14 protein-coding genes, 5 tRNA genes and 1 pseudogene are annotated in these 23,110 nt (G+C 74.4%); 7 read left to right on the forward strand and 13 right to left on the reverse strand.

Annotated elements, in window-relative coordinates:
• Window positions 1–12: 12 nt before the first annotated feature.
• The 3 genes from OG556_RS06280 to OG556_RS06290 all read right to left on the reverse strand — a co-directional run bounded on the left by OG556_RS06280 (window position 13) and on the right by OG556_RS06290 (window position 3,377).
• Complete coding sequence (locus OG556_RS06280; RefSeq protein WP_371516236.1) at window positions 13–843, reverse strand: aminotransferase class IV; 831 nt, start codon at window positions 841–843, stop codon at window positions 13–15.
• A gap of 151 nt (window positions 844–994) precedes the next feature.
• Window positions 995–2,233, reverse strand: a complete 1,239-nt coding sequence (locus OG556_RS06285; RefSeq protein WP_371516237.1) for an IS701 family transposase — start codon at window positions 2,231–2,233, stop codon at window positions 995–997.
• A gap of 82 nt (window positions 2,234–2,315) precedes the next feature.
• Complete coding sequence (locus OG556_RS06290; RefSeq protein WP_371516238.1) at window positions 2,316–3,377, reverse strand: chorismate-binding protein; 1,062 nt, start codon at window positions 3,375–3,377, stop codon at window positions 2,316–2,318.
• A 321-nt stretch (window positions 3,378–3,698) separates the two neighbouring features.
• Here OG556_RS06290 and OG556_RS06295 point away from each other — a divergent pair.
• The 5 genes from OG556_RS06295 (at window position 3,699) to OG556_RS06315 (ending at window position 4,218) form a co-directional block, all read left to right on the forward strand.
• Window positions 3,699–3,771: transfer RNA gene (locus OG556_RS06295), tRNA-Gly, on the forward strand.
• 40 nt (window positions 3,772–3,811) lie between these two features.
• Window positions 3,812–3,882 (forward strand) — tRNA-Cys (locus OG556_RS06300).
• A 38-nt stretch (window positions 3,883–3,920) separates the two neighbouring features.
• Window positions 3,921–3,992 (forward strand) — tRNA-Val (locus tag OG556_RS06305).
• Between the two features lie 41 nt (window positions 3,993–4,033).
• A tRNA-Val gene (locus OG556_RS06310) sits at window positions 4,034–4,105 on the forward strand.
• Between the two features lie 41 nt (window positions 4,106–4,146).
• Window positions 4,147–4,218, forward strand: a tRNA-Val gene (locus tag OG556_RS06315).
• 282 nt (window positions 4,219–4,500) lie between these two features.
• Here OG556_RS06315 and OG556_RS06320 read toward each other — a convergent pair.
• Window positions 4,501–4,698, reverse strand: coding sequence for a hypothetical protein (locus OG556_RS06320; RefSeq protein WP_371516239.1), 198 nt, complete (start codon window positions 4,696–4,698; stop codon window positions 4,501–4,503).
• 408 nt (window positions 4,699–5,106) lie between these two features.
• On the opposite strand from OG556_RS06320, the pseudogene OG556_RS06325 reads away from it, so the two are divergent.
• Window positions 5,107–6,372, forward strand: a pseudogene (locus OG556_RS06325) (serine/threonine-protein kinase); the annotation flags it as partial.
• Window positions 6,373–7,129: 757 nt separating this feature from the next.
• Here OG556_RS06325 and OG556_RS06330 read toward each other — a convergent pair.
• A complete protein-coding gene (locus OG556_RS06330) occupies window positions 7,130–7,942 on the reverse strand; it encodes a TrmH family RNA methyltransferase (RefSeq protein ID WP_371516240.1) in 813 nt (270 codons plus the stop codon).
• Between the two features lie 238 nt (window positions 7,943–8,180).
• On the opposite strand from OG556_RS06330, the gene OG556_RS06335 reads away from it, so the two are divergent.
• Window positions 8,181–10,784: a SpoIIE family protein phosphatase gene (locus OG556_RS06335; RefSeq protein WP_371516241.1), complete on the forward strand. Its 2,604-nt coding sequence runs from the start codon at window positions 8,181–8,183 to the stop codon at window positions 10,782–10,784.
• Window positions 10,785–10,869: 85 nt separating this feature from the next.
• Here the strand turns inward: OG556_RS06335 and cobA are convergent, their stop codons facing one another.
• The 8 genes from cobA to OG556_RS06375 form a co-directional block, all read right to left on the reverse strand.
• Window positions 10,870–12,147: a uroporphyrinogen-III C-methyltransferase gene (gene cobA / locus OG556_RS06340; protein ID WP_371516242.1), complete on the reverse strand. Its 1,278-nt coding sequence runs from the start codon at window positions 12,145–12,147 to the stop codon at window positions 10,870–10,872.
• 109 nt (window positions 12,148–12,256) lie between these two features.
• Window positions 12,257–16,147, reverse strand: a complete 3,891-nt coding sequence (gene cobT / locus OG556_RS06345) for a nicotinate-nucleotide--dimethylbenzimidazole phosphoribosyltransferase (RefSeq protein WP_371516243.1) — start codon at window positions 16,145–16,147, stop codon at window positions 12,257–12,259.
• A gap of 536 nt (window positions 16,148–16,683) precedes the next feature.
• On the reverse strand, window positions 16,684–17,949 hold the full coding sequence (gene cbiE / locus OG556_RS06350) for a precorrin-6y C5,15-methyltransferase (decarboxylating) subunit CbiE (RefSeq protein ID WP_371516244.1): 1,266 nt from the start codon (window positions 17,947–17,949) through the stop codon (window positions 16,684–16,686).
• 253 nt (window positions 17,950–18,202) lie between these two features.
• Window positions 18,203–18,853 carry a GNAT family N-acetyltransferase gene (locus OG556_RS06355; protein WP_371516245.1) on the reverse strand — a complete coding sequence of 217 codons (651 nt, stop codon included), beginning with the start codon at window positions 18,851–18,853 and terminating at the stop codon, window positions 18,203–18,205.
• Window positions 18,854–19,051: 198 nt separating this feature from the next.
• A complete protein-coding gene (locus OG556_RS06360; protein ID WP_371516246.1) occupies window positions 19,052–19,876 on the reverse strand; it encodes a MetQ/NlpA family ABC transporter substrate-binding protein in 825 nt (274 codons plus the stop codon).
• Window positions 19,877–19,934: 58 nt separating this feature from the next.
• The gene (locus OG556_RS06365) at window positions 19,935–20,672 is read right to left on the reverse strand and encodes a methionine ABC transporter permease (protein WP_350877913.1); all 738 of its coding nucleotides are present in this window, start codon (window positions 20,670–20,672) and stop codon (window positions 19,935–19,937) included.
• Window positions 20,669–21,694: a methionine ABC transporter ATP-binding protein gene (locus OG556_RS06370; protein WP_063346838.1), complete on the reverse strand. Its 1,026-nt coding sequence runs from the start codon at window positions 21,692–21,694 to the stop codon at window positions 20,669–20,671. Before OG556_RS06370 ends, OG556_RS06365 begins: the two co-directional genes overlap by 4 nt.
• Window positions 21,695–22,273: 579 nt before the next feature.
• Window positions 22,274–22,777: a GNAT family N-acetyltransferase gene (locus OG556_RS06375; RefSeq protein WP_063346839.1), complete on the reverse strand. Its 504-nt coding sequence runs from the start codon at window positions 22,775–22,777 to the stop codon at window positions 22,274–22,276.
• Window positions 22,778–23,110: the final 333 nt, after the last annotated feature.

Genomic DNA, 23,110 nt, shown 5'->3' on the forward strand with positions numbered 1-23,110 from the left:
CCGTTCCGGGGATCACGGGTCGAGGTCGTCGCCGCTGCGTTCGGCGAAGACGGCCATGGCCTTGGCGGTGACGGGGCCGATGCCGGGCAGCTCGCGGTCGTCCACCCGGGTCACGGCCTGGACGTCACGGGTGGTGGAGGTGAGGAAGACCTCGTCGGCGTCCTGGAGCGCGCTGAGCGGCAGGTCGGTCTCCTCGGCTCCGCACCAGTCGATGACCAGCTGACGGGTGATGCCGGCCAGGCAGCCGGAGCCGAGGGTGGGGGTGAGCAGGCGGCCGCCGAGGACGACGAAGACGTTGGAGCCGGTGCCCTCGCAGAGCAGGCCGGCGGTGTTGGCGAACAGGGCCTCCGAGGCACCGGTGCGGTGGGCGGCGGCCAGGGCGACGACGTTCTCGGCGTACGAGGTGGTCTTGAGGCCGGCGACGGCGCTGTGCTCGTTGCGGCGCCACGGGACGACGGCGGCGGCGGTCTCGTCGGGGCGGCGGTTGATCGCGCCGAGGGCGACGACGAGGGTGGGGCCGGCGGTGCCGCGCTCGGAGCCGAGCGGGGAGGTGCCGCCGGTGTAGGTGACGCGCAGGCGGCCGAGCGGGGCCGGGTTGGCGGCGAGGACCTGGGCGCAGGCCTCGCGGACCAGGTCGTGGTCCGGGTCGGGCAGGCCGAGGCCGCGGGCGGAGCGGGTGAGCCGGTCGAGGTGCCGGGTGACGGCGAAGGCCCGGCCGTCGGTGGCCTTCATGGTCTCGAACACCCCGTCGCCGGTGGTGAGTCCGTGGTCGAGGACCGAGACGGCGGCGTCGGCGGAGTCGACGAGCGCCCCGTTGACCCAGCTCGTGGTCGGGTTCTGCATCGAGGGCTGCTCCTAGTAGTACTTCGTTAGGTCTGGCGTGGTCGGGTGCGTCCCGGTCGGCGTGTGGTGGGTAACTCGCGTTGGCAGGTGGGGCATTCGCCGGTCCAGGCCCGTATCAGGTCCTGGATGGTGTCGAGGACTCGGTAGAAGGTCAGGCCGGCGTCTCGACTTTTGGGTCGAGGCGCCGGAGGGTGAGGAAGGCGTGGGCGGCGGTGACCAGGGTGACGTGGTGGTGCCAGCCGCGCCAGGTGCGGCCCTCGAAGTGGTCCAGGCCCAGGCCGTGTTTCATCTCGCGGTAGTCGTGCTCGATGCGCCAGCGGATCTTGGCCAGGCGCACGAGGCGGCGGATCACGGTGTCGGGTGGCAGGTTGGTGAGCCAGTAGTCGGTGGGCGCGGTCGCGCCGGGAGGCCATTCGACCAGCAGGGTCTCGGCCGGTAGGACGCCGTTCCATGCGGCGCCGCCGCCGGCCTCGGCGGCGGCGAGCGTCCGGGGGATCTTCCCCGCGGGCCGCACCTGCAGGACGCGAAAGCGCGAGCGCATCGCCCCGCGGCTGCCCTGACGCCAGGTGACCTGCCGAAACGCACGGCGCCCGCCTTCGGTGGCGAGCTCGTGCAGGGCGACGGAATCCGTGCGGTAACGGGGCAGTGTCCTGCGGCCGGCACCGCCATAGGCGGGCGCCACCGGTTCGGCGTCGTGGCGGTGCGCGGTCTCGTCGCCGCGCACCGCCACGATGTAGTCCAGGCCCCGTGAGCGCAGGGCATGGCGGAACGCGGCGGACTGGCCGTAGCCCGCGTCGGCGACCACGACCTGCGGGGCGAGCCCCCAGGAGATCAACTCTTCGAGGGCGTCGACGGCCAGGCGCCACTTCTCGACGTGCCCGACCTCCGGTGGCAGGCCGGTGCGACGGCGGCGGGCATCGTCACGATCGTCCCACTCCGGCGGCACGAACAGCCGCCAGGACAGCGGGCCGGAGGCCTGGTCGGTGACGGCGTGGACGCTCACCCCGACCTGGCAGAGAGAGCGTTTGCCCAGCGCGCCGCAGTACTGCCGAGACGTGGCCACGGACTGGTCGCCGGCCTTCGGGAACGAGGTGTCGTCGATCACCCACGCCTCCGGCGCGAGGGCGGCGGTCATCTTCCGTGCGATCTGCCGCAGAACCGGCGTGTGGTCCCACGGCGACTGGCTGACGAACTGCTGCAGCGCCTGCATGTTCCCGTCCGGCAGCCGCTCGGCCATCGGCTGGATCGACTTGCGCCGCCCGTCCAACATCAGCCCGCGCAGATAGCAATCCCCTTGCCGGCGCTGATCCTTGCGCGCGAGCGATGCGAAGACCTCGGCCACGAAGTCGCCGAGGTCCCCACGAAGCTTCTCCACCTCACCAAGATCCACAGACCGCAGCATGCACCGCCACGACCACAAGATCAAATCAACCTAACGAAGTACTACTAGGGCGGGGTGGGGGCGGGGCGGTTCACGCGCCCGTCGGGTCGGTGTCGCTGCCCGACGCTATCGCGACCAGGCGGGCGGCCTTCAGTTCGGTTTCCGCCCACTCGCGGTCGGGGTCGGAGCCCCAGGTGATGCCGGCTCCGGTGCCGAAGCGCAGCACGGGCGCCTCGGGGTCGGTCCGGTCGAGCCAGAAGGTGCGGATGCCGACGGCGAGTTCGCTCTCGCCGCGGTCGGCGTCGACCCAGCCGACGGCGCCGCAGTACGGGCCGCGCGGGGCGGTCTCCAGGGCGTCGATGATCCGCAGGGCGCTGGACTTGGGGGCGCCGGTGACGGAGCCGGGCGGGAAGGTGGCGGCGAGCAGCTCGGGCCAGCCGGCGCCCTCGCGCAGGGTGCCCTCGACGGTGGACACCAGGTGGACCAGGCCGGGGTGCTTCTCGACGGCGCACAGGTCGGGGACGGTGACGCTGCCGGTCGCGCAGACCTGCCCGAGGTCGTTGCGGACCAGGTCCACGATCATCACGTTCTCGGCGTGGTCCTTGTCGAGGAGGTCGTCCTCGGTGCGGCCGGTGCCCTTGATCGGGCCGGAGGAGACGGTGCGGCCGGTGCGGCGCAGGTACAGCTCGGGCGAGGCGGTGGCGATCTCGACGCCGTGCCCGGGCAGGCGGATGGTGCCGGCGTAGGGGGCGGGGTTGCCGTGGGCGAGGAGGCCGGTGAGGGCGTCGACGTCGCTGCGGGCCGGGTCGGGCAGCGGTGCGGACAGCACCCGGCAGAGGTTCGCCTGGTAGACCTCGCCGGCGGCTATGTGTTCGCGGATGCGGCGTACGCCCGCGGTGTAGGCGGAGCGGTCCAGGGAGCTGCGCCAGTCGCCGGCCTCCGGTCCGCGCCAGCCGGCGCCCGAGGGCGGCGCGGGGGCGGGGCGGACGTCGTCGAAGCGGGCGCAGGTCAGCCGGCCCTCGAAGTCGTAGGCGACGGCCCAGTAGCCGGTGGAGTCCAGGGCGGCCGGGTCCGAGGTGACGTCACGCAGACCGGTGGCCAGGCGGCCGCCGAAGCGGGCGAGCGGGGTGCTGGGATCGGTGGGGCCGGACACGGTTCTCCTGCGCGGTGGTCCTGGGCGGCGGTGCCTGAAGTGTAGGTCGGGGGTGCGGGCCCGGCGCGGGGGTGTGACGCGGGGGCGTGAGCACTGCCCGGCGTCGCGCGGGTGTGCGCCGGGTGGCCTGCGGATGATCGTCCGGAAGCGCCGCAGGTGGCGGCCGGTGGCCGGGCCGAGGGGTCGGCGGGGAGGCGCTCGGCGGGCATCCCATCGGCACGCTGCGGGAACGGATTTTTAGCTGGCCCAGGAATCCGCTAGAGTTCAACACGTCGCCAGGGAGCGCAGCCGAAGAAAAGCGGTGAAGGTCCCGGGAGACAGGCGGACGTGGCTCAGTTGGTAGAGCATCACCTTGCCAAGGTGAGGGTCGCGAGTTCGAATCTCGTCGTCCGCTCGATGGAGAACAGTGTAAGATCGTTCTTCGTGTGTTGCCTGGTGGAGTGGCCGAGAGGCGAGGCAACGGCCTGCAAAGCCGTGTACACGGGTTCAAATCCCGTCTCCACCTCCGAGAGGTTCGACCGGTTCCGGCCGGAAGACCTCCCCGCGCGATTAGCTCAGCGGGAGAGCACTACCTTGACACGGTAGGGGTCACTGGTTCAATCCCAGTATCGCGCACGTCGGATCCTTCGGGGTCTGCTGCAGGAACGCCACACCAGGCGCGATTAGCTCAGCGGGAGAGCACTACCTTGACACGGTAGGGGTCACTGGTTCAATCCCAGTATCGCGCACGTCGGGCCCTTCGGGGTCTGCTGCAGGAACGCCACACCAGGCGCGATTAGCTCAGCGGGAGAGCACTACCTTGACACGGTAGGGGTCACTGGTTCAATCCCAGTATCGCGCACAGTAACGGCCGGGGCCGCGATCCGTCAGGATCGCGGCCCCGGCCGTTTGGCGTTGACGGTGGTTCCGGGGAAAGACGACGGCTACGGGAAAAAGAGAAGAGCCGCGTACGGTCGCCCTCACCGACGTCCGTACGCGGCGTCTCCGCCTGCCGGGGCGCTCTGCGCGCCACACACGCCCGTCCGCGTGTCATCGCGGCCGCGGCCTCCCCGGCGGCACTGTTCCCCGTCCCCAGGGGACCAGTGCCCGTTCTGTGGCCGACCCCGTCGGGGCCGGCGTGATCTCAGCGGCCGATCAGATCGGCGACGGCCTGGGCCTGGTTCGCCATCTGATCCCAACCGCCGAAGAGCAGCACCAGCACCACCGCGCACGGCAGGGCCATGGCCAGTGCCACGGCCGGGTGCCTGGTGGGCTGCTCGGCCGACCGGGACTGGACGACGGCCGACCGACGGCGGGGGTTTCCCGTGAGCTGCGGTGCCATGCCCTTACTCCTGTGGTCCGGTCGAGTTGGCGCGGTGAACGGCTTACCTCGGGGGACGAGCTCCCCGTCCACCGCTGAACACAACGCTATTGCTCAGGGGGCCCTCCGGGCGTCATGCCGTCGTACTGTTCCTCGGGCATCCCGGAGGATGACGCTCAGACTTCAGGCGTACTACCGCAGGGGGAGGGAGCCTTGGCCGCACCCCCGGGGGAACCCTGAGGGGCAACCCCGAGAAACGCTCCGGCACCCCTATGACCTGCGGGTCAACGCACGATCCGACAATCACACGGCTGCTTGAGGTGTTGCGTATCAGCACACCGCAGGGGGCAGTCCGTAAGCTGTGCCAGACAGGAACTGACGATGCCCCAACCGATGGGGCCTCACCCACAGGCTGACGGGGAACGGAACATGGCGATGATGCGGCTGAGGCGTGAGGACCCCCGCATCGTCGGGCCGTACCGCCTGCACCGGCGACTGGGCGCCGGCGGCATGGGCGTGGTCTACCTCGGCTCCGACCGCCGCGGACAGCGCGTCGCCCTCAAGCTGATCCGCGCCGAACTCGCCGAGGACCAGGAGTTCCGCACCCGCTTCGCCCGCGAGATCGCCGCCGCCTCCCGCATCCGGGGCGGCTGCACCGCCCGCGTCGTCGGCTCCGACATCGAGGCCGACCGCCCCTGGCTCGCCACCGCCTACGTACCCGGGCCCTCCCTCTACAAGCAGGTCGGCGACGAAGGGCCGCTGAGCTGGCCCGAGGCCGCCCGGATCGGCGCCGCACTCGCCGACGGGCTGGTCAAGGTGCACGAGGCCGGGGTCGTCCACCGCGACCTCAAGCCCTCCAACATCCTGCTCTCGCCGCGGGGCCCGCGCATCATCGACTTCGGCATCGCCTGGTCGCGCGGCGCCAGCACCCTCACCCACGTCGGCACCGCCGTCGGCTCCCCCGGCTTCCTCGCGCCCGAGCAGGTCCGCGGCGCCGCCGTCACCCCCGCCACCGACGTGTTCGCGTTCGGGGCCACCCTCGCCTACGCGCTCACCGGGGACACCCCGTTCGGATCCGGGGCGTCCTCCGAGGTCATGCTCTACCGGGTCGTCCACGAGGAACCCGACCTGTCCGCCGTACCGACGCCGCTGGCACCGCTCATCCGCGCCTGCCTCGCCAAGGAACCCGCCGAACGGCCCGGCGCGGCCGCGCTGCACGAGCGCCTCAGCGAACTCGCGGCGCGCGGGGCGGCCGCCGGAACCGCCACCCGGACCGCGCGGCCCGGCCACGGGCGGGCGGCGGCGCCCGCCCCGGCGGCACCGGCGGCCCAGCCCGCCCCCGACGGCGCCCGGCACGGCGTGCCCGCGCCCGGGCGCTCCCCCGAGCCCGCCGCCCCGGCACGGTCCCGGGCCGCCGCGGCGGCCGCGGCCCGGCGCTCGCAGGCGGCCACCGCCCCGCTCCCCCGGCCCGAGGCCACACCTGTGACCCGCCCGGTGCGGGAGCGGCCGCACACCCCGCCCCCCGGCCGGCCCGGCACCCGCGACCGCGGGCACCCCCGGGACCGCCAGCACACCCCCGCCCCCGGCGGGCGGCCCGGCAACGCGCGGCAGCGGCTGCTGCGGCAGCGGCTCGTGGTCTTCGTCACCGTGACGCTCGGCGTCGCGCTGGCCATCGCGGCCGCCCAGGGGTGCGAAAACCGCAGCAAGCAGGGCCTGCGGCCCTCCGGCGGGTCCACCGTCAGTGCGCCCGCCGCGGGCGGCGCGCAGGCCGTGACGGGGACCTCGGCGGACGGGGCCGCCGCGGCCCAGCCCCCCGCCGCCCAGCCGCCGGCCACCCCGTCCGCCGCGGCCGCGGCCGCACACGGCGGCGCGGGCGACAGCCCGTTGGCGCCCCCGTACGGACCGGGGCCGGTGGTGGACTGGCCCAACCGCAGCTACCCCGACGGGACCGGCGGGCCCGGCATCGCGCTCCGGGACGGCCGGTCGGTCGGGGCCGGCCCGCAGGTCGTGCTCAGCTCCGTGCTGCCCGCCCGGTACAAGGGCGCCCCGGCAGCGGTCGTCGTCCTGCGGCGGGCCGAGGGCTCGGTGCCGGTCGACCTCGTCCAGCTCTTCTCCTTCACCGGGGACACTCCGGTCGCCACCACCTCCCGCACCTCGGCGGCCGACCCGCAGGCGACGGCCACCTGGCGGCTCGACGGCGGGACGGTCGTCCGCGAGGAGCGGGTCGCCGCGACCGGTGCGACCACCTCGACCCGCTACACCGTCCGTGCCGACGGCACCCTGGACGAGTCCTGGCCCGGCGCCTCCGGCCCCGCCACCCAGCCCCCGGCCGCCGCCCCGGCTCCGCCCACCGCCGCGGCGGGCTGAGCACGGGACGGCTGCGGCGCAGGAAGTCGGCCTGGCCGACTTCCTGCTTCCTGCGTGGAGGCTCCTCCGACGCGAGCCGCCGCCGTCAGGCGGTGGGGGCGGTGACGGCGTAGAAGGAGACGGCGGCGGCGGCGCCGACGTTGAGGGAGTCGATGCCGTGGGCCATCGGGATGCGGACGGCGTGGTCGGCGGCGGCGAGGGCGGGACCGGTCAGGCCGTCGCCTTCGGCCCCGAGCATGAGGGCCGCCTTGGGGAGGCGGTGCGGGGCGAGGCCCGCGAGGTCGACGGCGCCGTCGGCGGGGGTGAGGGCCAGAAGGGTGAATCCGGCGGTGCGGACGGTCTCCAGGGCGGCCGGCCAGGGATCGAGTCGGGCGTAGGGCACGGCGAAGACGGCGCCCATGGAGACCTTCACGGCGCGCCGGTAGAGCGGGTCGGCGCAGTCGGGCGAGAGCAGGACGGCGTCCATGCCGAGGGCGGCGGCGCTGCGGAAGATCGCGCCGAGGTTGGTGTGGTCGACCAGGCCTTCCAGGACGGCGACCCGGCGGGCCCCGGCGAGCAGGTCCGCGGCCTGCGGCAGCGGCTTGCGCTCCATCGAGGCGAGCGCGCCGCGGTGGACGTGGTAGCCGGTGACGGCTTCGGCGAGCCCCGGCTCGACGACGTGGACGGGGGCGTCCGCCTCGGCGATGACGTCGGCCATCACCTCCAGCCACTTGGAGGTCAGCAGCATCGACCGCATCCGGTAGCCGGCGGCGAGGGCGCGGCGGATGACCTTCTCCCCCTCCGCGATGAACAGGCCTTCGGCGGGTTCGCGCCGACGGCGCAGTTCGACGTCGGTGAGGCCGGTGTAGTCGCCGAGGCGGGGGTCGGCGGGGTCGGTGATGGCGCTGGGTTCGGACACCCTGCGATCTTGCCAAGGCGGGGCGGGGAAGGCCAAACGGCCCAAGCCTCGGGGCGGGCTGGCCTTGGCCCTGTGCCAGCCATGGTGCAAACATGGCCGTATGGCCCGTTTTCCGGGCCGATCCTGGGCTCCGTCGGCCTCTGGTGCTACTGGTTCCGCCGGCTCCTCCGGTGGGCGCCCAAACGGTCGGCTGAAGCTGCCACGCGCGAAGCGGCCGTGGCCCGTGCGGAACCGGTCGGTGGCCGGGCAGGTGTTCGCGCTGCAGGTCCTCGTCGTCCTGCTGCTGGTGGCGGCGGCCGCGGTGGCGCTGGTGGTGCAGTCGCGCACCGACGCCGACCACGAGGCCCGCAACCGGTCGGTGGCGGTCGCGCAGACCTTCGCCAACTCGCCGGGCATCGTCGACGCGCTGCGCTCCCCCGACCCGACCGCGGTCCTGCAGCCCAAGGCGGAGGCCGCGCGGATGTCGTCGGGCGTCGGCTTCATCGTCGTGCTGAGCGACGACGGCATCCGCTACACCCACCCCGATCCGGCCCTGATCGGCCACAAGTTCGTCGGCACCTACCTGCCCGCGGTGCACGGGCAGGTGGTGACCGAGCGCGTCACCGACTCGTTCGGCCCGCTCGTCCAGGCGGTGGTCCCGGTGTACGCGCCGGACGGCTCGGTGGCCGGGCTGGTCTCGGCGGGCGTCACGGTGCGCAGCGTCAGCAGCGCGAGCGAGCGGCAGCTGCCGGTGGTGCTGGGCGCCGCCGCGGGCGCGGTCGGGCTGGCCACCCTCGGCACGGCGCTGATCAGTCGGCGGCTGCGGCGCCAGACCCACGGGCTGGGCCCGGCCGAGATGACCCGGATGTACGAGCACCACGCGGCCGTGCTGCACGCGGTGCGCGAGGGCGTCATGATCGTCGGCGCGGACGGCCGGCTGCTGCTCTGCAACGACGAGGCGCGGCGGCTGCTGGACCTGCCGCCGGACGCCGAGGGCCGGCCGGTGACCGAGCTGGGCCTGGAGCCCGCGCCCGAGGAACTGCTGACCGCCAACCGTCCGGTGACGGACGAGGTGGTGCTGGCCGGGGAGCGGCTGCTGGCGGTGAACGTCCGGCTGACCGACCAGGTGGGCGGCCCGCCGGGCTGCGTCGCCACGCTGCGTGACTCCACCGAGCTGCTGGCGCTGTCCGGCCGGGCCGAGGGCGCGCAGCGGCGGCTGCGGCTGCTGTACGACGCCGGGGTGACGGTGGGCAGCTCGCTGGACGTGACGCGGACGGCGGAGGAGCTGGCGCAGGTCGCGGTGCCCCGGTTCGCGGACTTCGTCACGGTGGACCTGGCGGACCAGGTGCTGACGGGCGAGGAGCCGCCGCCGGGCACCTCGCTGGGGCGGATGCGCCGCGTCGCGCTCGCCGGGATCCGGGACGACGCTCCGTTCTACCCGGTGGACACGGTGCTGGACGTGGTGCCGGCCACCCCGCTGGCCGGGGCGCTGCACAGCGGGGAGTCGGGGCTGGAGCCCTGGCTGGCCCAGGCCCCGGGGTGGCGGGAGCAGGATCCGGAGCGGTCGGCCCAGGTGCTGGCGTACGGGGTGCACTCGATGGTGCGGGTGCCGCTGCGGGCGCGCGGGGTGCTGCTGGGAGTGGCCCGGTTCTGGCGGGCGGACCGCCCGGATCCGTTCGAGGCGGACGACCTGGTGCTGGCCGAGGAACTGGTGGCGCACGCCGCGGTGTGCATCGACAACGCGCGCCGCTACACCCGGGAGCACGCGATGGCGGTGACGCTCCAGCACAGCCTGCTGCCGCGCAACCTGCCGCCGCAGAGCGCGCTGGACGTCGCGCACCGCTACCTGCCGGCCCAGGCCGGGGTGGGCGGCGACTGGTTCGACGTGATCCCGCTGCCGGGCGCGCGGGTCGCCCTGGTCGTCGGGGACGTGGTGGGGCACGGCCTGCACGCGGCGGCGACGATGGGCCGGCTGCGGACGGCGATCCACAACTTCTCGACGCTGGACCTGCCGCCGGACGAGCTGCTGGGGCACCTGGACGACCTGGTGAACCGGATCGACCAGGACGAGGCCGGGAGCGGCGAGGGCGCGGCCCTGACCGGGGCGACCTGCCTGTACGCGATCTACGACCCGGTGGCGCGGCGGTGCACGCTGGCCAGCGCCGGGCATCCGCCGCCCGCCGTGGTGGGCCCGGACGGGCGGGTGGTGTTCCCGGAGCTGGCGACCGGGCCGCCGCTGGGGCTGGCGGTGCTGCCGTTCGAGAACGTCGAGCTGGACCTCGCGGAGGGCAGCCGTCTGGTGCTGTACACCGACGGGCTGGTGGAGGACCGCGAGCGCGACATCGGTGAGGGGCTGGAACTGCTGCGGGCGGCGCTGACCGGGCCGCCGCGCACGCCGGAGCAGACCTGCGCGGACGTGTTCGGGGCGATGCTGCCGGAGCGTCCGCTGGACGACATCGCGCTGCTGGTGGCGCGGACCAGGGTGCTGGCGCCGGACCAGGTCGCGGAGTGGGAGGTGCCGCCCGAACCTGCGGCGGTGGGCGCCGTCCGGGCCGAGGTGGCGGAGCGGCTGGCGGCCTGGGGGCTGGACGAGGCGGCGTTCGTCACCGAGCTGATCCTGAGCGAGCTGGTGACCAACGCCATCCGGTACGGCACCGGGCCGATCCGGGTGCGGCTGCTGCGGGACCGGGCGCTGATCTGCGAGGTGTCGGACGGCAGCAGCACCTCGCCGCACCTGCGGTACGCGGCGACCACGGACGAGGGCGGGCGCGGGCTGTTCCTGGTCGCGCAGTTCGCGGACCGCTGGGGGACGCGCTACACGGCGACGGGGAAGGTGATCTGGACGGAACAGCCGCTGGAGTAGCCGCCCGGAGCGGCCGGCCGACGGGGGAAGCCGGGGAGGGAATCGGAGTGGGAAGTCGACGGGCCCGACTTCCCACTCCGGGCGCTCAGCGCTGGAAGGCGGCCGCCAGGACGTTGACCACGTCGCCGACCACGATCACGGCCGGCGGCTTGATCCCCTCGGCCTCGACGGTCGCGGCGACGGTGGCCAGGGTGGCGTCCACCCGGCGCTGGGCGGCGGTGGTGCCCTCCTGGACGATCGCGACCGGGGTGTCGCCCGGGCGGCCGTGCTCGACGAGCTTCGCGGCGATCGCGCCGATCTTGTCCACGGCCATCAGCAGCACCAGGGTGCCGCGCATCTTCGCGGCGGCCTCCCAGTTGGTGAGCGAGCGCTCGTCGTCCGGGCCGACGTGACCGGAGATCACGGTGAACTCGTGCGTCATGCCCCGGTGGGTGACCGGGACGCCGGCCGCCGCCGGGACGCTGATCGAGCTGGAGATGCCCGGGACGACGGTGACCGGCAGCCCGGCCTCGGCGCAGGCGAGCAGTTCCTCGCCGCCGCGTCCGAAGACGTACGGGTCGCCGCCCTTGAGCCGGACCACGAACTTGCCGGCCCTGGCGTGCTCGATCAGCGTCCGGTTGATCGCCTCCTGGGCCATGAACCGGCCGTAGGGGATCTTGGACGCGTCGATCACCTCGACGTGCTCGGGCAGTTCGGCGAGCAGCTCGCGCGGGGCGAGGCGGTCGGCGACCACCACGTCGGCGTCGGCCAGCAGGCGGCGGCCGCGCACGGTGATCAGGTCCGGGTCGCCCGGGCCGCCGCCGACCAGGGCGACGCTCCCCTGGCCCGGCTGCCCCGAGGCGCCGCCGACGCCGTGCGCGCGGAACTGCCGGACGGCCAGCGAGCCGTCCCGCAGGCCGTCCACGATGGCGTCGCGCAGCGCGGCGGAGTGGCGCGGGTCACCGGTGAGGACCGCGACGGTGGCACCCGCGTCGCGGCCGCTGGCCGGGGTCCAGGCGGTGGCGGCGGAGGCGTCGTCGCTGCGGGCGCAGAACACCCGCTCGCGCTCGGCCTCGGCACTGACGGCAGCGTTGACCGCCGGGTCGTCGGTGGCGACCAGGGCGTACCAGGCGTCGGCCAGGTCGCCGTCCCGGTACGGGCGGGCGTGCCAGGTGAGCTCGCCCGCGTCGGCCATCGCCTGCACGGCCGGGGTGGTGGCCGGCGATATCAGGTGCAGCTCCGCACCGGTGGCGATCAGCGCGGGGAGCCGGCGCTGCGCGACCTGTCCGCCGCCGACCACGACCACGCGGCGGCCGGCGAGCAGCAGGCCGGCCGGGTACGGGGTACGGCCTTCGGTGCTGGGGTGCGGGGTGGGCGCGGTCATCGGCGGTGCTCCTGATCGGGGGTGAGGGTCCGGGGTGCGGGTGCGGCGTGACGCCGCTCCGCGGACCGGCGCGCCCTCGGGCCGGTCCGCGGAGTGGTGACGGAGAACGTCAGCCCTTCTCGGTGACCCCGGCGGAGTCGAAGGTGGCTACATCGTGCATCGCCCGGGCCGCGCTCTGCACCAGCGGCAGGGCCAGCAGGGCACCGGTGCCCTCGCCGAGCCGCAGGTCCAGGTCGATCAGCGGACGCAGGCCCAGCTTCGCCAGCGCGGCCTGGTGGCCGGGCTCGGCGGAGCGGTGGCCGGCGATGCAGGCCGCCAGCACCTCGGGGGCGATCGCCTTGGCCGCCAGCGCGGCCGAACCCGCGATGACGCCGTCCAGGACCACCGGGGTGCGCAGCGAGGCCGCGCCCAGCAGGAAGCCGGCCAGGGCCGCGTGCTCCAGGCCGCCGACGGCGGCGAGGACGCCGATCGGGTCGGCCGGGTCGGGCCGGTGCAGGGCCAGCGCGGCCCGGATGACCTCGATCTTGCGGGCGTGCGTCTCGTCGTCGATGCCGGTGCCGCGACCGGTGACCTCGGCCGGGTCGAGGCCGGTGAACACCGAGATCAGGGCGGCCGAGGCGGTGGTGTTGGCGATCCCCATGTCACCGGTGACCAGCGCCTTGTTGCCGGCTGCGACGAGGTCGCGGGCGGTCTCGATGCCGACCTCGATGGCCTTGAGGGCCTCCTCGCGGGTCATCGCCGGGCCCTGGGTCATGTCGTCGGTGCCGGGCTTGACCTTGCGCGGCAGCAGGCCGGTGGTGCGGCCCTGCTGGATGGCCTCCGGCAGTTCGGCGACGACGCCGACGTCGACCACGCAGACCTCGGTGCCGATCTGCTTGGCGAAGGAGTTGATCACCGCTCCCCCGGCCAGGAAGTTGCCGACCATCTGGGCGGTCACCTCCTGCGGCCACGGGCTGACGCCCTGCGCGTGCACGCCGTGGTCGCCCGCGAAGATCGCCACGCAGGCGGGCTCCGGGATCGGCGGCGGGCACTTGCGGGACAGGCCGCACAGCTGGGCGGAGATGATCTCCAGCATGCCGAGCGAGCCGGCCGGCTTCGTCATCCGCTTCTGCCGGTCCCAGGCCTCGCCGAGCGCCTTGGCGTCCAGCGGGCGGATGCCGCGCAGGGTCTCGGCGAGCAGGCTCTGCGGCTCCTCGCCGGGCAGCGCGCGGTTGCCGTACTGCTCCTCGTGGACCACCCAGGAGAGCGGGCGCTTCTTGGCCCAGCCCTGCTGCTCCAGCTCGGGCTCGTCTGGGAAGGAGTCGACGAAGCCGACGCACAGGTAGGCGACGACCTCCAGGTGCTCGGGCAGGCCGAGCTCGCGGACCAGCTCCTCGTCGTCGAAGAAGCTCACCCAGCCGACGCCCAGGCCCTCGGCGCGGGCGGCCAGCCAGAGGTTCTCGACCGCCAGGGCGGCCGAGTACGGGGCCATCTGGGGCTGGGTGTGGCGGCCCAGCGTGTGCCGGCCGCCGCGGGTGCGGTCGGCGGTCACCACGATGTTGACCGGCGTCTCGAGGATGGCCTCGGTCTTGATCTCCTTGAACTGCTTGGCCCGGCCCTTGGGCAGCGAGTCCGCGTACACCTCGCGCTGGCGCTCGGCCAGGGCGTGCATCCGCCGGCGGGTCTTGGCCGAGCGGATCACCACGAAGTCCCAGGGCTGGGAGTAGCCGACGCTGGGCGCGGTGTGGGCGGCCTCCAGGACCCGGATCAGCACCTCGTGCGGGATCGGGTCCGGGCGGAAGCCGTTGCGGATGTCGCGGCGCTCGCGGATCACCTGGTGGACGGCCTCGCGTTCGGCCTGGTCGAAGCCGGGCGCGGCCGGGCCGCGGGGCTCGGCCGGCTCTTCGGCCTGCGGTTCCTCGGCCTGTGCTTCCTCGGCCGGCTGCTCCGCCTGGGCCTCCGCCGGTTCCTCCGTGGATGCCTCCGTGGATGCCTCCGCCTGAGGCTCGGCGGCCTGCTCGGCCGGCTGCTGCTCGGCGGCGGCGGGGGCCTCGGCGGCCACGGACGCGTCGGCGGCCTGGTCGGCGGCGGGGGCCTCCGGCGCGGCGGCCTCCTCGGCGACGGCCTCGGCGGCCACGGGCTCGACGGCGGCCGACTCGGCGGCGGGGGCCTGCTCGGCGGACTCTGCGGCCGGCTCGGTGACGGGCTGGGCCTGGTCCTCCGGAGCCGCGGAAGGCTCGACGCCCTCGACGGCCTCGGAAACCTCGGCGACCGGCTCGACGGCGGTCTCGACGGCGGTCTCTGCGGCCGGCTCGACGGGTGCGGCAACCGGCTCGGTGGCCTCGGCGGCCTCGGCGGCCGGGGTGGCGTCCGCGACCGGCTGCGGCGCGGCCTCCGCTGCGGCGGCCTCGGTCTCAGCCGCGACGACCGGCTCGACGACGGGCTCGACCGAGGCCTCGACGGCCTGGTCCACGACCGGCGCGGCCTCCTGCGGCTGCTCGCCCTCGGTGGGCTCGACGACGGGCTCGGCGGCGACCTCGGCGGCAGGCTCGACGGGTTCGGCGGGCTCGACGACGGCCTGGCCGGAGGGCATCTCGCCCGTGCCGGCGGCGGTCTCGGCGACCGCCTCGACGACCGTTTCGACGACGGGCTCGACGACCGCCTCCGGCGCGGGCGCCACGGCCTCGGCGGGCTCGCCGGTCTCGACCGCGCCGGCGGCCTCGACGGGCGGGGCGGCCTGGACCGACTCCTCGACCGCTATGGGAGCGGGCTGCTGCGGGGCGGCCTCCTCGGCCACCGGGGCCTGCGCGGCCGCCGCGACCGGAGGCAGACCGTGCGGGGTGGGCGCGGCGAGGAACGCGGAGATGCGCCGCGGCGGGCCGGCCGGGGCGGGGGCCTCGGTCTGCTCCGCGGGCGCGGCCTGCGCGGCGGCCTCGACGGCAGCCTCGGCAGCGATCTCGACCGGCACCTCGGCAGGCGCCGTCACCACGGACCCAGCGACCGGCGTGCCGCTCGGGTCGACGACCGGCTGGCCGGACTCCGCCGGGACGGGCTCGGCCACCGCGGCCTGCGCCGCGTCCACCACGGCCTCGGCGACGACGGCCTCCGGCAGTTCGACGACCTCGATCACCTCGATCGCCCCGACCGTCTCGACGGCCAGCTGGGCCTCGACCGGGTGCGAGGCCAGCGGCACCTGCTGGAACTCCTGGGCCTCCGTCGCGGGAGCCGCCGGCGCCACCGGAGGCGCGGGCGCTGCCGGCACGGCCTGCGGCGCGGCGGCCGGCGCCGGGGCGACGGCCTCGGCCATCGGCGGCCGGCCGACCACCGGGATGCCGTGCGCGGGCGTGCCGCCGTGCGACGGGCCGCGGTCGGCGAGCGAGCGCACCGGGACCTGGCCGGTCATCAGCGACGGGTCCGGGATCGGCGGGCCGGCGTGCAGCGGGCGGCGCGGCGGCTGAGCAGCCGTCATCGCCTCCGCGGCCTGCGGGTGCGCCGGGGCGGCGTGGAACGGCTGCTGCGCCTGCTCGGCGCCGAGCACCGGCGGCTCCAGCGGCGGCCACGAAGGCTCGACCGGCGTGCCGTCCTGCTGCGGGGCGAGCGGCGTCGGCTCGGTCGGGAGGGGCGCCAGCGGCTCGCCCCAGGAGCCCTGCGGACCGGGCATCAGCAGGACGTCGTCCTCGTCGTCCTGGTCGAGGAAGTGGAAGGCCGGGCGCGGGGCGCCCGGGTCGACGCCCCAGCCCTCACCGGGCATGCCGGGAGCCGACAGGCCGGGGGCCGGTACGGCGAAGCCGGACGCGCCGAGCGGCTGGCCCTGCGGCGGGATGACTCCCGCGCCGGGGGGCACCGCACCACCGGCCGGGCCGTGGCCCGGCGCCGTCGGGTTCGGGATCATGCCGCCGTCCGTCGCGACGCCCTGCAGGGGTGCAACGCCCGCGACGCCCTCCGGTCCGCCGAGCTGGTCCGGCCCGGCGTTCAGGTGCTCCGGCATTCCCTCGCCCGGGACGTGGCCGCCATCGGTCATTGTCAAACGCTCCTTCCAGGCCGCTGCCGCGCCCTTGGCGACACGATCACCGACCGCAGCGCCCATCCGCACGGGCCGGGCCTGCACCGGCCCGTCCCTCAACCACACGCGGCCGCCGCGCCGAGGCGCTGCGGCCCAAGTCATTCCGGCGCACTGCGGCACCCCGGCCTGCGCGCCGCCCACACCGGGCGGCGCACCATCTGAAACAACGACAACCCGGAGCAACCGGCACGACCGCACCGGACCCTACGGCATTCTCCAGGTCCGGCACGCGGCCCGTCGAATTGCCCACACTCCGAGCAAAACCGGGTTGCACCACGTCAAAAAGGCGACAAACCGACTGAATCGGGTGGGTCGCCGACCGCCGCAGCCGCCCAGGACGCCACACTACCGGCCCAGCACGGTCACCTCTCGAATCGGTGTCCGGATGCGACCTGGATCACCGCCCGGCTCCACCACGCCCCCTCAGCAGCACAGCGCGGGAGCAGAATGCGCCCGGCGGATCGGACCGGATCCACAGGACGCACCCCAGTCCTTCACGCGATCTGCTCACCCCAGAGCAGCAGCACACCGGTACCGCCCGCCCCCAGAGCCAGCCCGCCACCGGCGCCACCGGCGATGGACAGCGGGGTGGACTGCAGCAGCGCACCGTCCGCCCGGTAGCCGGCCTCGGCGATCGCCCGGTGGATCTGCTCCCCCTCGGCGAGGGTCCGGGGCACCGCGACGAACCGCTCCGGACGGCGGGCCAGCACCGCGCGCACCACGTCGAGGCCGCCGGACTCCACCACCGCCACGTCCGGTTCGGGCAGGCCGCCCAGCACCTCGGGGCCCTGCCCGTGCACGGTCTCCACCTCGACGCCGTACCGGCGCGCGTTCACCGCCAGCCGGGCGCAGGCCGAGCGGGACGCCTCGACCGCGACCACGGCCGCGCCGAAGCGGGCCGCCTCCACCGCGAGGGCGCCGCTGCCCGCGCCGACCGACCAGACCAGGTCCCCCGGACGAGCACCCAGACGGGCCAGCACCAGGGCGCGCACGTGCGCGGGGAGTGCCTCCGATGCGCCGGTCTCGCCCCCCGCGCGCCCGGCGCCCGCGTAGGCGTCACCGGGGAGCGCCCAGCCGCGGTCCGCGCCGGGGAAGCCGACCGGGCGCCCGGCCAACCAGCCGGCCGCCGTGTCGACCCCGCCGGCCTGGGGACCGCCGTGGCCGCCGATCACCAGCACCACGTTGGGGTCGCGCCACACGTGGTCGGCGATCCGGTCGGAGGTGAGGACGGTGACGTCCTCGTCCGGGGTGCCGAGGGCCTCGCAGACCACGAAGGTCCGGTGCACCCCGCGCAGCATGAGGGCCAGTTCGCTCGGACCGGCGCCGGGCGCGGTCAGCACCGCGACCTTGGGGTGGGCCCGGCAGATGTTGGCCGCGCGGCGCAGCCGTCCGCCGTGGGCGCTGACCACCTGGGCGTCCTCCCAGGGCATGCCGGCCCGGGCGAAGGCCGCGGCGACCGAGGAGACGGCGGGCAGGACCTCCAGTTCGAGGCCGTACTCGGGGCGGCGCAGCGTGCGCACGACGCCGAAGAAGCCCGGGTCGCCCTCGGCGACCACGACGGCGGCGCCGCGGTGCTCGGCGATCTTCCGGGCGGCCTGCCGGACGTTGCCGAGGGTGATCCGCTCGGCGGCGTCCGGCACCGGGAGGGCGTTCAGTTGGTAGGGGGCGCCGGCCACCAGGGTCGCTGCGGCGAGGGCCGCGCCGGCGGCCTCGGTCAGCGGCGTGCCGTCCCACCCGATGACCGTGATCCGGTCAGCCATCTGCGGCCGTTCTCCCTCGACTCGGTGCGCGGACCGGCCTGCGACCCGGGGTGTCCCTGTGGTGTCACCCGGTGTGCGGCTCGGTGCGCCGACAAACCGCGCCGGTGTGCGGCGCCGGAGCAGAGGCTACCGGGTGTGATCCCCTCGGCGCCGACATCTCGTACACGTGTCCGTGACGAGCCGGTGGCTGATCAGCGGCACGAACGGCTCAGGCGGCACGGGTGGCGCGGGCGGCACGCGCGATCGGGGCGGCTCAGTCGCGCAGCACGTAGCGGTGGTCGCCGTGCCAGCCGGTCCGCTGCGGCTCGGGCTCGGGCGCGTCCAGGTCCTCCGGGAGCAGGCTCCACAGGATGAGGTCGCTGCGGCTCTCCACGACGACCTCGCCGGACCCGCCGGACTCGCCCCGGACTATCCAGGCGCTGCGCAGCACGCCCTCGCTGATCCCGCCGACCTTCTGGGCGACCTGCTGGGCGGCGGTGTTCCCGGCGGCGGTGCGCAGCTCCAGGCGCAGGAAGTCGCGGTCCTCGAACAGCCACTGGCTGACGCCGAGGACGGCCTCGGGCGCGTAGCCCTCGCCGCGGGCCCAGGAGGCGGTGACGTAGGAGATCTCGGTGCTGCGCAGGCGCCAGTCGGTGTTGCGCAGTTCGACCAGGCCGACCAGGCGCTGGGTGAGGTGCTCGGTGACGGCGAAGACGATGCCGCGGCCGGCGGCCCGGTGGGCGGGGGCGAGGGTGCGGGCGAGTTCGGTCGCGTACGCCTCGGTGAAGGGGTGCGGCAGATCGGTCCAGGCCAGGACGAGTTCGTCCGCCATCATCGTGGCCAGGCCGGGCGCGTCGTCCTCCGCAAGGGGCCGCAGCAGAAGCCGTTCGGTGCTGATGGCGGTCTCGGGGAAGCTCGCTGCCATGCCGTCTCTCCTCGCCGGGTCGTGAACACAACACCGTACGCCCCCGCCGTGCCCCGGGTGTCACGCGGTGCGCCGCCCGCACGACGGTACGTCAGAACGCCGCCGACCAGGGCGCCCCGGGTGCATCCTGCCCGACCGGGCCCGCGCCGAGGTGCGGCGGGGGCCCGGTCGGGGTCAGGGCGTGGATCGGACCGCGGCTCAGAAGGCCGGGATGACCGAGCCCTGGAAGGTGTCGTCGATGTACTTCTTGACCTCGTCGGAGTGCAGCAGCTCGGCCAGCTTCTTCACGCGCGGGTCGTTCTCCTTGCCCTTCTTCACGGCGAGGATGTTGGCGTACGGGTTGCCCTCGGCCTTCTCCAGCACCAGCGCGTCGGTGGCGGGCTTCAGGCCGGAGTCGAGCGCGTAGTTGCCGTTGATGACGCCGGCGTCGAGGTCGGCGATGGAGCGGGGCAGCTGGGCGGCCTCCAGCTCCTTCCACTTGAGGTTCTTCGGGTTGCCCGTCACGTCGGCCGGGGTGGCGGCGGTGGTGACGCCGTCCTTCAGCGTGATGAGCTTGTTGTCGGCGAGCAGCTTGAGCGCGCGGCCCTCGTTGGTGGCGTCGTTGGGCAGGCCGACGGTGGCGCCGTCCGGCAGGTCGGCGATCGACTTGACCTTCTTGGAGTAGACGCCGAGCGGCTCCAGGTGCACGGGCTCGACCGAGACGATGTCGGTGCCGTGCTTCTTGTTGAAGTCCTCCAGGTACGGGACGTGCTGGAAGTAGTTGGCGTCGGCCGAACCGTCCTGCACCGCCGTGTTGGGGGTCACGTAGTCGGTGACCTCCTTGATGTCGAGCTTGAGGCCCGCCTTGGCCGCGAGGTTGTCCTTGACGTACTTGAGGATCTGCCCGTGCGGGGTGGGGCTGGCGATGACCTTGAGCGGCGCGTTCGGGTCCGAGGAGGAGGACCCGGAGCTGCCGCACGCGGCCAGCGAGAGGGCGATGCCGGCGGTGGCGAGGATGCTGGTGAACTTCAGGGCGTTGCGCACGAAAAGTGCCTTTCTGCGTGATACGGGGAGCCGTGGTCCGGTGTCGGACCCGGGAGGTCTAGGGGGCGACGAGGTCCGCGTCGGGGGCGGCCGGTCCGGCCGGGGTGCGGCCCAGCAGGCGGGTCCGGCCGCCGGTGCCGCCGCGGTTGGCGAGGCGCCGGACGGCGAAGTCGCCGATCAGCTGGACGGCGGTGACGAGGATCACCAGCTCGGCCACGATGACCCACATGAAGGCCGTCTCGAAGCGCTGGTAGCCGTAGTTGACGGCGAGCGTGCCGAGGCCGCCGCCGCCGACCGTGCCGGCCATCGCGGAGTAGCTGATCAGCGTGATGATCGTGGTGGTCACCGAGGCGGCGATGCCGGGCAGCGCCTCCGGGAGGAGCGTCTTGCGGACGATCGTCCAGGTGCTGCCGCCCATCGCCTGGACGGCCTCGACCAGGCCGCGGTCGACCTCGCGGACGGAGGTCTCGACCAGGCGGGCGAAGAACGGGATGGCGCCGATGGTGAGCGGCACGGTCGCCGCCTGCCACCCGATGGAGGTGCCGACCAGCCAGCGGGTGAAGGAGATCAGCGCGATCATCAGGATGATGAACGGCACCGAGCGGGCGATGTTCACCACGAAGGCGATCGACTTGTTGACGGCCCGGTTGGCCAGCAGCCCGCCCTTGTCGGTCAGCACCAGCAGGATGCCCAGCGGCAGGCCGAGCAGCACGGTGACGGCGGTGGAGACGCCGACCATCTGGAAGGTCTCCTGCGTGGCGGGCCCCATCAGGGCCCACATCTGGTCCCAGGTCATGCCACCGCTCCGTCCGCCGCGCCCAGTACGTCCACCTGCAGGCCCTGCTCGCGCAGGTAGCCGATCGGCACCACGTTGTCCTGGTGGCCGCCGGAGAGCTCGACCCGCATCCGGCCGACCATCCGGCCGGCGATGGTCTCCACCGCGGCGCCGAGGATGTTGATGTCGATCTGGTAGGTGCGGGCCAGCTGGGAGACGAAGGGCTGGGCCGAGGAGTCGCCCTGGAAGGTGATCTCCAGCACGGTCGAACCGGGGTGGCCGGTGCCGAACTCGCTGAGCGGGAACAGCTCGCGGGCCAGCTCGGAGCCGGGCTCGGCCAGCAGGTCGGTCAGCCTGCCGGACTCGACCACCCGGCCGCCGCGCATCAGGGCCGCGGAGTCGCAGACGGACTTGATGACGTCCATCTCGTGGGTGATCAGCAGGACGGTGAGGCCGAGCTGCTGGTTGAGGTCGCGCAGCAGCTTGAGGATCGAACGGGTGGTCTCCGGGTCGAGCGCCGAGGTGGCCTCGTCGGAGAGCAGCACCTTGGGGTCGCCGGCCAGGGCCCGGGCGATGCCGACGCGCTGCTTCTGGCCGCCGGAGAGCTGGTTGGGGTAGCTGCGGGCCTTGTCGCCGAGGCCGACCAGGTCGAGCAGTTCGGCGGCCTTGCGGCGGCGCTGGGTGCGGTCCAGTCCGATGATCTCCAGCGGGAGCTCGACGTTCTGCTGGACGGTCCGCGAGGAGAGCAGGTTGAAGTGCTGGAAGACCATGCCGATCCGGCGCCGCGCCTCCCGCAGCTCCCGGCCGGCCCGGTTCTCGCCGCCGGACAGCGCGGTCAGCTCGACCCCGTCCACCGTGACGGTGCCGGAGGTCGGACGCTCCAGCATGTTCACGCAGCGGATGAGGGTGGACTTGCCGGCGCCGCTGGTGCCGACGACGCCGTAGACCTCGCCAGGACGGACGTGCAGGTCGACGCCGGCGAGGGCGCTCACCTCGCGGCCTCGGGAGCGGTAGACCTTCGTGAGGTCCGTGGTGGTGATCACAGCTGCTTCCGTGGGTCGGGGGCGGGCGGCGGGCGGCCGCCCGACCGGGGTGCGGTCGGCGACGTGCACGGCGCTTCGCCAGGGGGATCCGGACCTGCCACCCCTTGATCGTGGCCGCTGGGCGGCCGGGCCGCGCGACGGCGTGGCCCTTACGAGTCATCGGGCGCGGGTCACCGGCACGAGTCGTCGTGGACGACCACCCGCCCATGGGTGGGCAGGCGGGGAGGAGGGGTGTGGCAGGCTGGGCGCGCTCGCACGGACGGGAACGACGCCGGGTCTCGCTTCGGGGCGCGAGGTGGGGGCACCCTCAACGGGGTGCCGGGGGCGGTGGCCCTCAGCGGTGACACATTCGACGGCACATGGCGCGCTCACCTGCCGGCATGGTGCCGGTGGGGGTCCATTTCGTCGTCGCAGTCATGTGAGCCAGTAAATCAGATGGGTCGATTTGGACCCAATTACTTGGATGTGATGTCCGCAATGCGGACACTCGACGCCGCCACCAGCGACGATGCGCCTCGGCGCCGCCACCGGACTGTCCGGATGGTGGCGGCGCCGTGCGGGCCGGAACGGGCGGAGGGCTCAGGCGGTCGCGGCGAGCGACACCACGGCGGGCTTCTCCAGGTGTACCAGGCTGAGCCGGTCGGTGACCGGCTCGACCGCGGACTGCCGGTAGCCCAGGCGGGTGTACAGCCGCAGGTTGCCGAGGCTGCGGTGGCCGGTGAACAGGCGGTAGGAGGTCACCGGACGGCCGTCCTCGGCGAGGCGGCGCTCCAGCGCGTCCAGCAGCCGGCCGCCCAGGCCGTGCCGCTGCATCCTCGGGTGGACGACCAGGCGCCCTATCCGGCCGACGCCCTCGGCGTCGACGTGACCTCGGACGGTGCCGACCACCTCGTCGCCCAGCCGGGCGACCAGGACGTACTGCCCGGACAGTTCGGCGCGCAGGCTCTCCAGGCTCTGCGTCAGGGGCTCGATCGCCCAGTCGCCGTACAGCTCCGCCTCGGGCTGGTAGCCGAGGTACTGGAGCTTGAGGATCTGCTCCGCGTCCTCGGCGTCCGCCGCCGAGATGATCACGCTCATGCCCATGTGCTGGGGCCTCCCCATCGTCGTGCCCGGCGCGCAAACGTGAGGGTGACGCACCGGATGCCCTGCCGGAGATGTCCCGGCCGGGGATCTTCCCTGACCGGGGGTGGCGCACGAACGTACCAGCCGCGCGGCCCGGAAGTGACCGGGTCGACGGCGACGCGCTCACGCTCAGTATCCGAGTGATCGCGGCACCGTCAAGAGCTACGTTCGCCAGCGCTCTACCCGCGCGTCAGCTGCTCTCAACCTTCGGGGCGTTCGACGTGGCGAGGGTCACGCGGGAGTCGGGCGGGTGGTGGGGCCGGTGGCGGGCCCCGCACGCGGGGCGTGGCCGGG

Source organism: Kitasatospora sp. NBC_01300 (assembly GCF_041435235.1).
GTDB lineage: Bacteria > Actinomycetota > Actinomycetes > Streptomycetales > Streptomycetaceae > Kitasatospora.

Coding starts and splice junctions, on each gene's coding strand:
- OG556_RS06280 (WP_371516236.1), bottom strand. CDS start 843: ATGCAGAACCCGACCACGAGCTGGGTCAACGGGGCGCTCGTCGACTCC.
- OG556_RS06320 (WP_371516239.1), bottom strand. CDS start 4,698: ATGGCACCGCAGCTCACGGGAAACCCCCGCCGTCGGTCGGCCGTCGTC.
- cobA (WP_371516242.1), bottom strand. CDS start 12,147: ATGACCGCGCCCACCCCGCACCCCAGCACCGAAGGCCGTACCCCGTAC.
- cobT (WP_371516243.1), bottom strand. CDS start 16,147: ATGACCGATGGCGGCCACGTCCCGGGCGAGGGAATGCCGGAGCACCTG.
- cbiE (WP_371516244.1), bottom strand. CDS start 17,949: ATGGCTGACCGGATCACGGTCATCGGGTGGGACGGCACGCCGCTGACC.
- OG556_RS06355 (WP_371516245.1), bottom strand. CDS start 18,853: ATGGCAGCGAGCTTCCCCGAGACCGCCATCAGCACCGAACGGCTTCTG.
- OG556_RS06365 (WP_350877913.1), bottom strand. CDS start 20,672: ATGACCTGGGACCAGATGTGGGCCCTGATGGGGCCCGCCACGCAGGAG.
- OG556_RS06375 (WP_063346839.1), bottom strand. CDS start 22,777: ATGGGCATGAGCGTGATCATCTCGGCGGCGGACGCCGAGGACGCGGAG.